Origin of the sequence: Streptomyces sp. NBC_00872 (assembly GCF_045161915.1) — a bacterium.
Lineage (GTDB): Bacteria > Actinomycetota > Actinomycetes > Streptomycetales > Streptomycetaceae > Streptomyces.
In genome coordinates this window covers 8,280,016-8,293,752 of sequence record NZ_CP108806.1, presented here as the reverse complement: position 1 = coordinate 8,293,752, position 13,737 = coordinate 8,280,016, and the positions used below count along the sequence as shown (strand labels likewise).

The 13,737-nt window shown below is 70.3% G+C and carries 10 protein-coding genes; 2 read left to right on the top strand and 8 right to left on the bottom strand.

Annotation, left to right across the window (positions count from 1 at the left end):
• Nucleotides 1-130: 130 nt before the first annotated feature.
• Nucleotides 131-1,480, top strand: a complete 1,350-nt coding sequence (locus OG214_RS35400) for an NAD(P)/FAD-dependent oxidoreductase (RefSeq protein ID WP_405987072.1) — start codon at nucleotides 131-133, stop codon at nucleotides 1,478-1,480.
• A gap of 190 nt (nucleotides 1,481-1,670) precedes the next feature.
• Here the strand turns inward: OG214_RS35400 and OG214_RS35395 are convergent, their stop codons facing one another.
• From OG214_RS35395 to OG214_RS35375, 5 genes are read right to left on the bottom strand one after another with little or no spacing between them, the layout of a single operon-like run.
• Complete coding sequence (locus OG214_RS35395; RefSeq protein ID WP_405987071.1) at nucleotides 1,671-3,149, bottom strand: mucin-5B; 1,479 nt, start codon at nucleotides 3,147-3,149, stop codon at nucleotides 1,671-1,673.
• Nucleotides 3,149-4,108 (bottom strand): substrate-binding domain-containing protein, encoded by a 960-nt coding sequence (locus OG214_RS35390; protein ID WP_365905924.1) that lies wholly within the window; start codon nucleotides 4,106-4,108, stop codon nucleotides 3,149-3,151. The genes OG214_RS35395 and OG214_RS35390 overlap by 1 nt, the downstream gene beginning before the upstream one ends.
• A 2-nt stretch (nucleotides 4,109-4,110) precedes the next feature.
• Nucleotides 4,111-5,184, bottom strand: coding sequence for an ABC transporter permease (locus tag OG214_RS35385; RefSeq protein ID WP_363085672.1), 1,074 nt, complete (start codon nucleotides 5,182-5,184; stop codon nucleotides 4,111-4,113).
• Nucleotides 5,181-6,812: a sugar ABC transporter ATP-binding protein gene (locus tag OG214_RS35380; protein WP_405987070.1), complete on the bottom strand. Its 1,632-nt coding sequence runs from the start codon at nucleotides 6,810-6,812 to the stop codon at nucleotides 5,181-5,183. Before OG214_RS35380 ends, OG214_RS35385 begins: the two co-directional genes overlap by 4 nt.
• Nucleotides 6,809-8,212, bottom strand: coding sequence for an aldehyde dehydrogenase family protein (locus OG214_RS35375; RefSeq protein ID WP_405987069.1), 1,404 nt, complete (start codon nucleotides 8,210-8,212; stop codon nucleotides 6,809-6,811). The genes OG214_RS35380 and OG214_RS35375 overlap by 4 nt, the downstream gene beginning before the upstream one ends.
• Before the next feature lie 860 nt (nucleotides 8,213-9,072).
• Here OG214_RS35375 and OG214_RS35370 point away from each other — a divergent pair.
• Nucleotides 9,073-10,548 (top strand): hypothetical protein, encoded by a 1,476-nt coding sequence (locus OG214_RS35370; RefSeq protein ID WP_405987068.1) that lies wholly within the window; start codon nucleotides 9,073-9,075, stop codon nucleotides 10,546-10,548.
• Nucleotides 10,549-10,633: 85 nt separating this feature from the next.
• Here OG214_RS35370 and OG214_RS35365 read toward each other — a convergent pair whose 3' ends face one another.
• The 3 genes from OG214_RS35365 to OG214_RS35355 form a co-directional block, all read right to left on the bottom strand.
• The gene (locus OG214_RS35365) at nucleotides 10,634-11,476 is read right to left on the bottom strand and encodes an LLM class F420-dependent oxidoreductase (RefSeq protein ID WP_405987067.1); all 843 of its coding nucleotides are present in this window, start codon (nucleotides 11,474-11,476) and stop codon (nucleotides 10,634-10,636) included.
• 180 nt (nucleotides 11,477-11,656) lie between these two features.
• Complete coding sequence (locus OG214_RS35360; RefSeq protein ID WP_405987066.1) at nucleotides 11,657-12,412, bottom strand: class I SAM-dependent methyltransferase; 756 nt, start codon at nucleotides 12,410-12,412, stop codon at nucleotides 11,657-11,659.
• A gap of 101 nt (nucleotides 12,413-12,513) precedes the next feature.
• Nucleotides 12,514-13,734: an aminotransferase class V-fold PLP-dependent enzyme gene (locus tag OG214_RS35355; RefSeq protein WP_405987065.1), complete on the bottom strand. Its 1,221-nt coding sequence runs from the start codon at nucleotides 13,732-13,734 to the stop codon at nucleotides 12,514-12,516.
• Nucleotides 13,735-13,737 lie beyond the last annotated feature (3 nt).

The window sequence follows — 13,737 nt, the reverse complement described above, 5'->3', positions numbered from 1 at the left end:
CCGGGTGCCCCGCGCGCGATCCCGCGTGCAGGGCACCCGTACGCGTGCGGGGTGCGTACAGGAGGCCCCCCCGGTCCGGGCCCGTTCCTAAGCTGTGACTGTTGCGGCTTCGCGAACCGGGAGGGCCCTGATGACCCGCGAGAACGGCAAGACCCACAAGAGCCACGAGAACGACGAGAGCTACGAGAGCTACGACGCCGTGGTAATAGGCGCCGGCGTCCTGGGCTGTTCCGTGGCCTACGCGCTGGCCCAGGACGGGCGGCGCGTCTGCGTGGTCGACCGCAACGCCTCGGCGGGCAGCGGATCCACCAGCGCCTCCTCGGCGGTCGTGCGCTTCAACTACTCGACCTTCGCCGGTGTGGCCGGCGCCTGGGAGTCCGCGCGGATCTGGCAGAACTGGGCCCAGCACCTCGGCGCCGACGCCGGAACGGGTTCGGCCCGTTTCATCAGGACGGGCGGACTCTCCCTGGACGCCCCCGGCCAGGACCGGCGGAAGGTCCTCGCCCTCTTCGACCGTGTCGGGGTGCCGTACGAGGTGTGGGACGAGGCCCTGCTGCGCGAGCGGATGCCGCTGCTGGACACCGGACGCCACTACCCGCCCAAGGCGGTCACCGACGACGCCTTCTGGGACGAGCCCACCGGCACGCTCACCGGCTACTGGACACCGGACAGCGGCTTCATCGACGACCCTCAGCTCGCCGCCCGCGATCTGATGGCCGCCGCCGAACGCCACGGCGCCCGCTTCCGGTTCCGCTCCCCCGTCGTCCGCGTCGACCGCACCGACCGTGTGACGGGCATCGGCCTGGCCGACGGTACGGTCCTGGCGGCGCCGGTCGTGGTGAACGTCGCAGGACCCCACTCGGGCGCCGTCAACGGACTGGCCGGTGTGGAGGACGGTTTCCGCGTCCGTACCCGCCCCCTGCGCCAAGAGGTGCACGAGGTGCGCGCCCCCGAGGGCTACGGCCGGGACGGAGCGGGCCCGCTGGTGGCCGATCTGGATCTGGGCACCTACTTCCGGGGCACCCCCAGCGGCGGCATCATCGTCGGCGGGACCGAGCCGGAGTGCGATGTCCTCCAGTGGCTGGACGACCCCGACGCCTACAGCGTCCACCCCAGCAAGGCGGTCTACGACGCCCAGCTCCTCCGCGCGGCCCGCCGTCTGCCCACCCTGACCGTCCCGGGCACGCCCCGTGGCACCGCCGGGGTGTACGACGTCTCCGACGACTGGATCCCGATCTACGACAAGACCGATCTGCCCGGCTACTACGTGGCGATCGGCACCAGCGGCAACCAGTTCAAGAACGCTCCCGTGGTGGGCCGGTACATCGCGGCGATCGTCGCCGCCTGCGAGGACGGCCGGGACCATGACACCGACCCGGTCCAGGTGGACCTTCCCCACACCGGTCACCGGGTGGACCTGTCGCACTACAGCCGGCTGCGTACCGTCAACCGCGACAGCAGCTTCAGCGTGATGGGCTGAGCGCCCGGCGCGCGGAAAGCGGCCCCACCGGCGAGAAAGCGGCCCCACCGACGAGGGGGTGCGCCGGTGGGGCCGGGGAGCCCGTGCGGCCGGGGGGGGGTAGGCCGCGAGCTCGGCTCAACAGTGCCCCTGCCCCCGGTCGGGCAACGTATGCGTGGCGGTCGGCCACTTATTTTCGCGGCTTCTCCCGCTACTTCTCGTTCCTGGCCGTCTGGGGCACGTACAGCTTGATGTCCGTCAGGCTCGCGCTCCCCTCGTACACATTGGTGTACAGATCCCCGATGACGAAGGAGTCCGGGTACGCGGAGCCGGCCGGCCACTGGTCGGGCCACCGCGCGCTGCCGTTGTTGTCGTTCTGGACGAGCGCGTTGTTGAAGCGGCCGTCGTACTCGCCCGGCTTGACGTTGTAGTGCCAGATCGGCTGGTTGTCGACGATGAAGTTCCGGTGGAAGCGCAGTGTCTTCTGGCCGACCCGGGCGAAGTTGCCGCTGGCCTCCAGGGTGTAGCCGGTGGCATCACGCTCGATGGCGAAGACGTAGTCCTGGTTGGGCATCAGCTCGGGCTGGAGCTCCGCCGCCGAGGTGAGCTGCTGCTCCGCCGCGCCGCCCGAGCAACTGGACATGAACCACTGGGAGTTGCCCGCGAGACCGCCCTTGCCCGGGGTCCAGTTCGGAAGCCCGCTGATCCACATGTTGACGGTGTTGAAGCTGCTGTCCCGGTAGTTGTAGTACGTGTTGGTGCTGGAGTTGCAGACCCGGCCGCCGGTGCCACTGCCGACCCGGTCGGGATGCTGGGAGAAGGAGTCCATCAGCACCTTGCGGCGGTAGTGCCAGAAGTGGTTGTTCCGTGGCGCGGGATCCGCGAAGTCGACGATCGACAGATAGTGGAAGCCGTTGTAGCCGTAGTTGCCCTCGCGGACGTCCTGCCACTCGCAGTACGGCGCCGACGCGTCGCCCTCCCAGCCGGGGCTGTTGGAGCCCTCGCCCCAGGGGTGCTGGGTCTTGCAGCCGTCCTTGCTGTATCCGTTGGTCCGGTTGTCGTAGTCGATCGTGCCGTTCCGCTTCCCGCCGAAGTCGATGGTCTTCAGGCGGTATTCGACGCGGTACTGGTCGGGAAGCTGCTCGGTGGGGCGGAAGATGGCGCCACCGGTGTGATCGGGGACCTTGAGCTGGGCGACGGTCTTGCCGCCCGCCCTGCCGTTGGTGATGGACGGCGCCTTCTCGATCTGACCGTCCTTGTTCCAGTCGCGGGCGGAGAGCGAGGCGGTCAGCCAGCCTCCGTCGCCCACCGGGAACTCCTTGCGGTAGGTGTCGAAGGAGTTGAACGCGGTGTTCCAGGCGGGGCCGTAGTCATTGGCGTACCACTGGCCGTTGTCGTCCATGATCGTGTCGAAGGGCTCGGCGTAGGTCTCCCGCGTCCACGGGGCACCGCCGGGGTCGAGCCTCTTCGAGAAGTTCTCGGAGTGCAGCAGCCGCCAGGCCACCTTGGTGTTCTTGCCCTGCGGCTCCGGCGCCGCGGACGCGGTGTCGAGCGAGAGCGGCAGGAGGAGCGCGCCGCAGACGAGGCCCGTCAGCGCGTAGTGGTGCTTGCGCCGCGGCCGTGAACGGGCGGGGGCGTGGCTCGTGGGGGTATGTGGTGCGGGGGCAGGGCTCAGGGGAGTGCGGCTCATCAGAAGTTGCCCTTCGGGTCGAAGTATTTCTCCGCGTTCTCCTTGGTGACACGTGGTGAGGGAACGACCGTGTCCTTCTCGGTCTTCTTGCCGTCGAGAATGTCCACGGTCCTGTCCAGGCCGAGACTGCCGATCACATCGGCGTCATTGAGGCCCGTGACCAGGTAGTTGGTGCCGTCGAGAATGGCCTTGAGCGCTTCCGCCTGACCGTCGACGCCCGCCAGCACGATCTCGCCGTCGCGGCCCGCGTCCTTGATCGCGCGCTGCGCGCCCAGACACATGGCGTCGTTCTCGCAGAACACGGCGTCGATGTCGGAGTGTGAGGCGAGCAGGCTCTCCATCACATTCAGTCCGCCGTCGGAACTCCAGTTTCCGAAGTCGGGCGCCTCGACCAGTTCGATACCGGGGGCGCCCTCCAGGGCCGCCTTCACCCCGTCCGTACGGGCCTGGCCGATGCTGTTGTCGGCGGGACCGCCCTTGACCAGGGCGACCGTGCCGCCGTCGGGCAGCCGGCCCGCCAGGAACTCCCCATTCTGCTTGCCGATCGCCTCGTTGTCGGGGCCGATCCAGCTGCTGTACGTACCGGTCCGGAACTTGCGGTCGACCAGCACGGCGGGTTTGCCGGCCGCCTTGATGGAGTTGAGAACGGCGGGCGCCGATTCCAGCGGGCCGCCCGAGACGATCACCGCGTCCACGTCCTTGCTCAGCAGGTCCTCCACGTTGGAGGCGAGTTTGGCCGCGTCACCGCCGGCGTCGGTGCTGACGATCTCGACGTTCTTCTTCTCCGCCTGGGCCTTGATGGCCCGGTCCATACCGTTGAAGTAGGGCCCGCTGAGGGTGAAGTTGGCGACACCGATGGTGTACGAGCCGTCTCCCGCTCCCGCGTCGCCGCCGGACGAGCAGCCGGCCAGGGCGGCGGCGAGGGCTCCGGTCACCAGCACACCGGACATTTTCTTCATGATCATGACAGTCTTGCCTTTCCGGGGTCCACGGGGTTCGGTGCGCCGGCCGTACGGGACCGTCCGGTGCGCTGTACGAGAATCACGGCGACGATGATCAGGCCCTTGAGCACCTGCTGCCAGAAGCTCTGCACGTCGTACAGGTTGAGCAGATTGTTGATCAGCGCCAGAACGAGCACTCCGGCGAAGGTGGCCCGTACCGACCCCTTGCCGCCGGCCAGACTGGCCCCGCCGATCACACAGGCCGCGATCGCGTCGAGTTCGAAGGCGGTACCGACGCTGGGCTGGGCGATACCGACCCGGCTGGCGAGGATGACGCCCGCGAGTCCCGCGCAGGCGCCGCTGATCGTATAGGCGAGCACGATATGGCGGCGGACACCGATACCGGCCAGCCGTACGGTCTCGGCGCTGCCGCCGATCGCCACCAGCGAGCGGCCCGCCGGAGTGCGGCTGAGGAAGATCCCGCCGACCAGGAAGACCGCCAGCATGATCAGGGTCGAGACGGGAAGCGGGCCGAGCACCGCCGAGCCCAGTTCGAAGAAGCCTTCCTTCTCGGGCGCGACGGGTGTCTCCGAGTAGACGAAGGCCAGCCCTCTGATGGTGGTGAGCGCCGCCAGTGTCACCACGAACGGCGCCAGTTGGAAGCGGGCGATCAGCGCCCCGTTGACCAGGCCGAAGCCCGCCCCGGCGGCCAGACCGATCAGCATCGCGAGCGGGACCGGCAGCCCCGCCGAGAGCCCCGCGGCGACGATGCCGGAGAAGGCGACCACGGAGCCGACCGAGAGATCGATGCCGCCGGTGAGGATCACGGTGAGCATGCCGAAGGCCAGCAGTCCCGTGGTGACCATCTGCTTGAGCAGATTGGTGAGATTGCCCTCGGTGAGAAAGGCGTCCGTGGTCGAGCCGGCGATCGCGACGAACGCCACGAGCAGTACGGCGAACCCGGCCTCCAGGGTGAGATCGCGTCCGGCGACGACCAGCCGGGGCAGCCGGGGCGGCCGGCGGCCGGCCGGAGCGGGCCCGCCGGAGTCGGCCGGCTCCGCGGGCTGGGCGGAGGTGGTCAGTTGGTCGGTCATGCGGTGTGTCCGATCGCGTGGGCGAGGACGGTGTCCTCGGTCGTACGGTCAGAGGGGAGGTCCGCGGTGAGGCGCCCCTCACGCATCACCAGCACCCGGTCGGTGGCGCCGAGCACCTCCGTCAGATCGGAGGAGATGAGCAGAACGGCCATTCCGGCGCGGGAGAGTTCGTCGAGCATCCGGTAGATCTCCGCGCGGGTGGCCATGTCCACGCCCCGGGTGGGCTCGTCGAGCAGCAGTACGCGCGGCCCGGTGAGCAGCCATTTGGCGAGCACGGCCTTCTGCTGATTGCCGCCGCTGAGGGTACGTACGGGCAGCTTGGCGCAGTGCGCGGGCCGGATGTCCAGCCGCTCGACCATCGCGGTGACATCGCGCCGCCGTCTGCCCGTGTCCAGCAGCGGGCCGCGGGTGGTGGTACGGAGCGTGGTGAGCCCGATGTTCTCCGCGGTGGTCAGGCCGAGGACCAGACCGGTGCGCTTGCGGTCCTCGGTGACCAGGGCGAGCCCGGCGGCGATCGCCTCGCGCGGGGAGCGGAAGCGCCGGGCACCGTCCGGTGCGCCGAGGCCTTCGGACGTACCCCCGGACGTACGTCCGTCCCCGGACACACCGACGCCGCCGGACGTGACGCTTCCGGACGCGGTGACATCCGCGGACGTGACGCCGCCGGATGTGGTGACGCTTCCCGCGTGGGCGGGCTCGGCGCCGAAGACACAGCGCGCCAGTTCGCTGCGGCCGGAGCCGACCAGTCCGAACAGTCCGGTGATCTCGCCCGCCCGCAGGGTGAACGAGATGTCCCGGAACTCCCCCGGGCGGTGCAGTCCGGAGACCGTGAGCAGCGGCTCACCGGGGTCGGGGCGCCGGGCGGGATAGAGCCGGCCGGGCCCCCTGCCCGCCATCAGCCGGATGAGTTCGTTCTCGTCGGTGCGCTCGGGCACGGTCTCGGCGACGACCCGGCCGTCCTTGATCACCACGATGGAGGTGGCCAGTTCCGTCACCTCGGCGAGCCGGTGCGAGACGTACACGATCAGCACACCGCGCCGCTGGAGCCGGCGGATCAGTGCGAAGAGCGCCTCCAGATCGCTGCCCGCGAGCACCGCCGAGGGCTCGTCGAGCACCAGGACCCTCGGCTCGCCGCCCTCGCTCACCAGCGCCTTGGCTATCTCCACCATCTGCTGTCTGGCCACGGTGAGCCGGCCCGCCCTGGTCCGCGGGTCGATCGCGCCGTAGCCGATGGACTCCAGCAGATCGCGGGCGCGCGCATGGGCCGCCCGCCAGTCGATGAGACCGCCGAACCGCCGGGGGAAGTGGCCCATGAGGAGGTTCTCGGTGACCGACAGCTCCGGTACGAGCGTCAGTTCCTGATGGACGGTACGGATGCCGTGCGCGTGCGCGTCGTGCGGTGAGCGCAGTTCGACGCGCTCACCGCCGAGCCGGAGTTCACCGGCGCTCATCGGTTCCGCGCCCGCCAGGATCTTGATCAGCGTGGACTTGCCGGCTCCGTTGGCGCCGACCACGGCGAGCACGTCACCGGCCCGTCCGGTCAGATCCACGCCGTGCAGTACCTCGGTGGAGCCGTACGCCTTGCGCACCCCGCGAATCTCCAGAGCGGTCCGGGCGGTGCTGCTCACCCGAGGGCCTCCATCACGACGACGGTCTTCTGCCGGGTGAACTCCAGGGCCGTGTCGTGCAGGCCCTCGGCGGAGCCTCCGGTGTCCCTGGGGCCGCCGAAGGGGAGGTTCTCGGCGCGCAGCGCGGTGGAGCCGTTGATGATCACACCGCCGACGTCGAGCCGGTGGGCGAGGGTGAAGGCGCGCTGGATGTCCCGGGTGAAGACGGCCGCCTGGAGTCCGTACGGGGACTCGTTGGCCATCCGTACGGCGTCCAGCGGATCGGTGAACCGGGCGACCGGCGCGACCGGGCCGAAGATCTCCTCGGCGAGCGCGGGGCTGTCGCGCGGTACGTCGACCAGGACGGCCGGGGTGCTGAAGGCGCCGCGGCGGGGGCCTCCCGCCACCTTGCGCGCGCCGTCCGAGACAAGGGCCGCGACCGCGGCCTCCACCCGCTCCGCCGCCTGCTCGCTGATCAGCGGTCCGACATCGGTGCCGTCGGCGAGCTGGTCGCCGACGGTGAGCTTGGCGGCGCCCGCCAGCAGGGCGTCCACAAAGGCGTCATGGACACCGTCCTGGACGTAGACCCGTTTCACCGCGCAGCAGATCTGTCCGTTGCCACGGGCGAGCCGGCCGAGGACGACCGCGTTGGCGGCCTCCTCGACATCGGCGTCGTCGCAGACGATCAGCGCGTCGTTGCCGCCGAGTTCGAGATGGACCTTCTTCAGGGTGTCGGCGGCGCGGCGGGCGATCTCACGTCCCGCGAGGGTGCTGCCGGTGAGGCTGACGGCGGCCGTGCCGGGGCGGGTGGCCAGCTCCTGGGAGACCTGGACGCCGCCGGTGAGCATCTGGTGGGCGCCCTCCGGAACACCGGCCCGTTCCACGAGCGCACCGATCCGTAACAGGGTGAGCGGGCAGCGTACCGGCGGGTGGACCAGGACGGCGTTGCCCGCGGCGAGCGCGGCGGCGGCCTTGTGGGCGTACAGCTCGACGGGGTAGTTGAAGGGCACCAGCGCGGCGACCGGGCCGAGCGGTTCCCGGACCGTGACGGCGAGATGGCGCTCCAGACCGGGGACGGCGCCGAGCGGGATCTGCCGTCCGAACAGCCGGGTCGCCTCCCCGGCGAAGCCCCGGAAGATCCGTATCGCCGCTGCGACCTCCTCGGTCGTCTGGAAGAGCGGCTTGCCGTTCTCGGCGGCGAGGAGCCGGGCCAGCTCCCCGGCCTCGGCCTCGATCAGATCGGCCGCGCGCAGCAGCAGCCGGGCGCGGTCGTAAGCGGGCATGGCGGCCATGGCGCGCTGCCCGCGCGCCGCGGCGGCGAGTGCGGCGACGATACGGTCGGAGGTGAAGTCCTCGATATCGCCGAGGTGCTCGCCTGTTCCTGGATTGTGCACGGACAGCGGTGCGGTACGGGTCGACATGCGTCGCTCTTCCTGTACGGGCTGTGGCAAGTGCGGGGTACGGGCTGTGGCAGGCGGGTGCGGGTCGGGCACCGCCGGTCGGGCACTGCGGAAAGTGCTGCGATGGTGGCCCACCGTAAGTAATTCGTCAACACCTTTAACAAAATGGCCAGACGCCTGGCTCAAGGGCATCGCTCCGCAGGCGGGGGCCCGTACGGCACCCGCGGCGCGGACGGACGCGCGGGCGGTGATTCCCGCCCGGAAGGCGCACGGTGAGTGACCGTCACGGTGCCGCCGACGCGGGCTCCGCCGGTGACCGGCCGCCGCGGGTGACGCCTGTGCCGTGCCGGGTGCCGCCCGGTGACACGTCATTCATCGACAGGCATCGACCCGGTGCGCGCCATCGGAAGGAAGTCAGGGTCCTGTCCGCCGGTCCGCGAACCGGCGTGCCGGCACAGGGGAACACGACCGCCCGACGCCTGTACGCTCCGCAGCCACCGCTCCCGGCCGCCGGTTCCTGTCCGCCGCGACAGGCCCCCTCGGCATTTCGGCGTGATCAGGACTGGCGCGGGGAACGACCTCCGTACTCACCGGCCGCGACCGGCGGGGCGTACGGCGTACGTTCCTCGGCGGGAGGAGCGACCGGGAACCCGTTTTCCCGTTGGCCGAAAGGCTTCTGTACGAACCTCACCGCCCGCACGGACTATCGATTGGATGGGCATACGGCACTGAGGTCAGTCAGGGCCCGCTGCCGCCCCGTGAGCCGTATCCAAGGTACCGGCCCACCCTGGAAGGTAGACATGGCCTCTGCGCGCATGAACATCCTCTTACGCACCCCGGCCCCGCGCGGCGACTTACGCGTGCCGAGAGGCCGGACCCTGATGATCCACCCGCCTTATGTGCACGACAACTACCTGGCCCGCGAGGACACTCCCTTCGCCCCGGACCGGCTTCCGTTCCTGCCGGTCGCCCCGCTCTACGCGGCGGAGCTGCTGGAGCGTCACGGGCTGGCCGAGCCGACGCTCTTCGACTGCCAGCTCCACGATCTGCGCGACACCCCGGACCTGGAGGAGTACGACTCCTTCGGTATCGCGGTCATGGGCGCCCAGAACATCGCCCCGGCGACCCATGTCCACCGCTATCTCACCGTCGTCCGCGGACTGCCGGCCGATCGCGTGCATGTCGGCGGGCAGGGCATAGAGCGGCTCTCCCGTGAGGAGTTCGGACGGATCTTTCCCGGCTCGCACAAGACCGACCGGCAGGCGCTGTCCGCGCTGCCCGGGGCCATGGACATCGATCTGGAGCGTCAGCTCGACAAGCTCCCCGAGTCCGACCTGCGTGTCTATCTCGCGCATGAGATGACTCTGCCGTTCAGCCAGGGCTGTATGTTCGGGTGCAGCTTCTGCGGGGCACAGACGCGCAAGCGCGAGACCTTCTTCAACGTCCGGGCCCATCTCGACCTCGCCTGCCGGCTCGCCGGACGCTTCGGGGTCTCCTCGCTGAACCTGTACTGCACCTCGCTGGACTTCTTCCAGCAGGCCCTGCCCGGCGGCGACATGGAGCAGCTCACCGCGCAGCTCGAATCCGTCATCGAGCTCAAGGAGCGGCACCCGGGTCTGGACATCGGACTGCACGCGCTCACCCGGGCCGACTCCTACAACGCCGCGATGGTCTCGGACCAGGTACGCGATCTGGTGCTGCGCGCGGGCTTCGACCGCTTCGGCTTCGGTGCCGACGGCGCGGCCTCCGTCGAGGTGCTGCGCGCGATGCGCAAGCACGCCGACACCCTGCGCTCCGATCTCATCACGGCCTTCCAGCACATGGAGGAGAACGGTCTGGTCCCGGAGATCCTCTATGTGTTCGGCGTTCCCGAGGAGACCGCGGAGACGCTCGCCGAGACACGCGATCTGTGCGGTCTGCTGCTGGAGACCTTCCCGACCTCCGAGTACCGCGGCTTCCCCGCGAAGAACGAGATCCCCGGCAACGCCAACTGGAACCGCGCGGGCTGGAAGGGCTCCGCCGCTCATCAGCGGCTGCTCGACGAGCCCGACCACTTCCTCAACCTCGGCTTCGAGACGCTCGCCAACGAGATCTCCCACCCGGACCCGGAGACGCGGATGCTGGTGAACCGCTACGCCGTGGACATGAGCCGCCACGCGCACGACCTCGGGCGTGTGCGCAGCTATCTGACGGTCCCCGTCGCCTCGCCCGGCGCCGAGGTCATGGACGAGCGTACGCTGGACGGCTTCCGCGAGATCGTCGCGCACTACGCCCCCGAGGCGGCGGAGGGGCTGAACGCGGGCAACCTCGCGGAGCGCCGTGGCGCGCTCAACTCAGCGATCCCGAAGGACTACTGACGGTCCGGCAGGTCTGCTCCCGGCCGGGCGGTTACCGCCCGGCCGGGGGACGGGCGCCGGCTCGACGACGGTGTGCCGGACGGCCTCAGTGGGGCAGTTCGGCGTGCCGTTCCAGGAACGCGGCCACTTCCGCCGGGTCCTCCAGCGGGAGCGGGTAGACCACCAGCCGGTCGACGCCCAGGTCGGCGTACCGCCGTGCCGTGCCGGCGTCCACCGGGGAGAGCTGCATGAAGGTGATCTCCAACCGGCCCAGCCGCTCGGGGCGTTCGACCTCGGCGGCGGCCTTCCGCAGCCCGTCGAGATGTCTGACGAGATCGTCCGGACCGTCTCCGTTGCCGAACCATCCGTGGCCGTGGACGACCGCCCGCCGGAAGGCGGCCGGGCTGTGGCCGCCGATCACGATTCTCGGTCCGTCCTCCCCGACCGGCCTCGGGTGCGCGTCGACGCCGTCGAAGGACACGTACCGGCCCTGGTAGGACGGCGCGGGCCGGGTCCACAGCGCCCGCATCGCCTCCAGATACTCGTCGGTGCGTCTGCCGCGTTCCGCGTAGGGCACCCCGACGGCGGTCATCTCCGGTTCGAGATATCCGGCACCGATCCCCAGCAGCAGCCGGCCGCCGCTGAGCACATCGAGGCTCGCGACCTGTTTGGCGAGTACCAGCGGATTGCGCTGCGGCAGGATGACGATCCCGGTGCCGAGCTCCAGCCGTTCAGTGACGGCCGCGACATAGGCGAGATGCACCAGCGGATCGAGGATCGGATCCGTCGGCTCCATCGGCGCGGCCGGTACCCGTGGGCTGGGGAGTACGACATGCTCACCGGCCCACCACGACCGGTACCCCAGCTCCTCCGCCAGCCGGGCCAGCCGGACCGTCTCCACGGGTCCCAGTGTGGCCTTGGCGTTCAGCCCCGTGACACCCAGTTCCATGGGCGCCCACCTCCATCCGATCCGGGCGGCACCGGTGCGCGGCGTCCGCCGGTTGCCGTGCGCGTGTGCGCGTGCGCTGTGCTCCATCGTCGTGTGCTCCCTCGTGGGATCACACGCGGGTTCCGGCCAAGAGCCGGGGACCACCGCGACGGCCGAACCAACCGGGGCCCGGCGTCATCCTCACCGGATCGCGACCAGTACATAGCTCTGGCCGAACTGCCAGACGGGTGCGGCATGTTCGAACCCGGCCCGGTGCAGCAGTTCCGTATGGCGGGACAGGGAGATCTCTTCGCCGGCGCCGGTGATCGGGCCACGGCGGGCGCGTTCGGTCAGCAGGTCCGCGAACTCCGGTTCCCGGGCCGCCGCCGTCCACCAGGACTCCCAGTCCTCGTGGGCGAACGCCCGCCGGCGCCGGGCCCGGCAGCGGCCGACGTGCGCGGCGATCCGGGAGTGCCCGGCCTCGTCGTGGGGCAGGTGGTCGGCGTTGACGAGGACTCCGCCGGGGCGCGTCAGCCGGGCCAGCTCCGTGTAGGTACGGCTGAGGGCGGCCTCGGGGAGATAGTGCAGCGCGGTGGTCGAGACGGCCGCGTCCAGGGGCTCTTCCAGCGCCAGGGCCCGTGTCCAGCCGTCCGCCCCGATCTCCGCGTCGACATAGCGGGCGGCGTCCGCGTGGTGGGTACGGGCCAGTTCCAGCAGCAGCGGATCCATGTCGACCGCCACGATCTCCGCCCGCCGCAGCCGGGCGGCCAGCCGGGCCGCCAACGACCCCGGGCCACAGCCGAGATCGAGGATCCGCGGGCGCGGCCGTCCCTCCGTCACCTGCTCCACCACATCGGCGATCACCCTGAACCGCTCCTCGCGGTCGACCGCGTACCGCTGCTGCTGCCGCTCCCATCGCCGCACCCACGATTCGGTTGTCGCCATGCTCAGACCCATGTGACCGTGCCGCCCTCACTGTCTCGCTTGTCCCCGCGTCCGACCGACATCGCCAAATCTACATCTGAAAACGGTTCCCATTCTCCTCCGATGGGTGAGCTTCACTCCAGCGTGGCGAGCACGGCGAGCAGCCGGTCGATTTCCTCGGGCGTGTTGTACACATGCGTGCTCACCCGCACCGAACTGGTCTTCTCCCCGGCGCCGCCCTGGCAGTGGCCGTCGGTGCGCACCATGAAGCCATGGCTGAAGAGGATGAAACCCAGATCGCTCGCGCCGATGCCGTGATGCCGGAACGTCACGATGCCGCACCGGTGCTGCACCCGGCTGTCCAGCGCCAGACTCCGCTGGCAGCCGAGGATCTCGTAGGCGCCGAGATGCCGCAGCCCGTCGGTCAGCCGCAGCGCGAGGGCGGTCGTCCAGCGCTCGATCCGGTCCGTGCCGGCCTCCCCCAACCAGTCGAGGGCCGCCGCGAGGGCCGCGACACCCGTGGTGTTGGGTGTGCCGCTCCAGCCGCCGGGGACGAACCGGGGCCCGCGCGTCTGCCGGGCCCAGACGGCACCGGAACCCGGCAGCGCCAGGGCCTTGTGTCCGGAGAACGCGACGAAGTCGACATCGAGGGCGGCGACGGAGACCGGCAGATGACCCACGCTCTGAGCGGCGTCGAGACAGATCGGCACATCCGGCCCGACGGCCGCGCGGATGCGCTGGACGTTCATGTCCGCGCCGTACACATGGTGCACATGGGTCGCCGCGACGAAACGGGTCCTGGGGCCGACCGTCGCGGCCAGCGCGGCCGGATCGTAGTCGCCCGAGGAGGTCTGGTACGGCATCTCCCGTATCCGTATCCCGATCCCCCGGGCGGCCAGCAGTTTCCGGGCGTCCAGCCACGGGACCAGATTCGCCTGGTGGTCCGCGAACGGTACGACGATCTCGTCCCCGTCCGTGAGGTAGGCGGGCAGCCAGTCCTGTGCGACGGTGCGCAGCCCCTCGGTGGTGCCGCTGGTGAAGTGGACGGTGGACCGCTCGGGGGCGGGGTCGGAGAGGAAGGACTTGATCCGCTCACGGGTCCGCTCCACCAGTTCGGTAGAGGCGTTGGCCCAGGGGTAGGTTCCGCGCCCGGCGTTGGCGTTGGCGGTGGTCAGATAGGTCTCGACGGCCTGTAGTACGGCCCGCGGCTTCTGGGCCGTCGCCGCGCTGTCCAGATAGACCAGATCCGGATGTCCCGTGATGATGGGGAACATGGCGCGCAGCGGACGCTGCCAGGGGATCAGATCGTCCGGAAAGGCGGCCTCGGCATGGCCGCGGGGAATCGTCCCGCTCATCGC

Coding starts and splice junctions, on each gene's coding strand:
- OG214_RS35400 (WP_405987072.1), top strand. CDS start 131: ATGACCCGCGAGAACGGCAAGACCCACAAGAGCCACGAGAACGACGAG.
- OG214_RS35395 (WP_405987071.1), bottom strand. CDS start 3,149: ATGAGCCGCACTCCCCTGAGCCCTGCCCCCGCACCACATACCCCCACG.
- OG214_RS35390 (WP_365905924.1), bottom strand. CDS start 4,108: ATGAAGAAAATGTCCGGTGTGCTGGTGACCGGAGCCCTCGCCGCCGCC.
- OG214_RS35385 (WP_363085672.1), bottom strand. CDS start 5,184: ATGACCGACCAACTGACCACCTCCGCCCAGCCCGCGGAGCCGGCCGAC.
- OG214_RS35375 (WP_405987069.1), bottom strand. CDS start 8,212: ATGTCGACCCGTACCGCACCGCTGTCCGTGCACAATCCAGGAACAGGC.
- OG214_RS35370 (WP_405987068.1), top strand. CDS start 9,073: ATGATCCACCCGCCTTATGTGCACGACAACTACCTGGCCCGCGAGGAC.
- OG214_RS35365 (WP_405987067.1), bottom strand. CDS start 11,476: ATGGAACTGGGTGTCACGGGGCTGAACGCCAAGGCCACACTGGGACCC.
- OG214_RS35360 (WP_405987066.1), bottom strand. CDS start 12,412: ATGGGTCTGAGCATGGCGACAACCGAATCGTGGGTGCGGCGATGGGAG.
- OG214_RS35355 (WP_405987065.1), bottom strand. CDS start 13,734: ATGAGCGGGACGATTCCCCGCGGCCATGCCGAGGCCGCCTTTCCGGAC.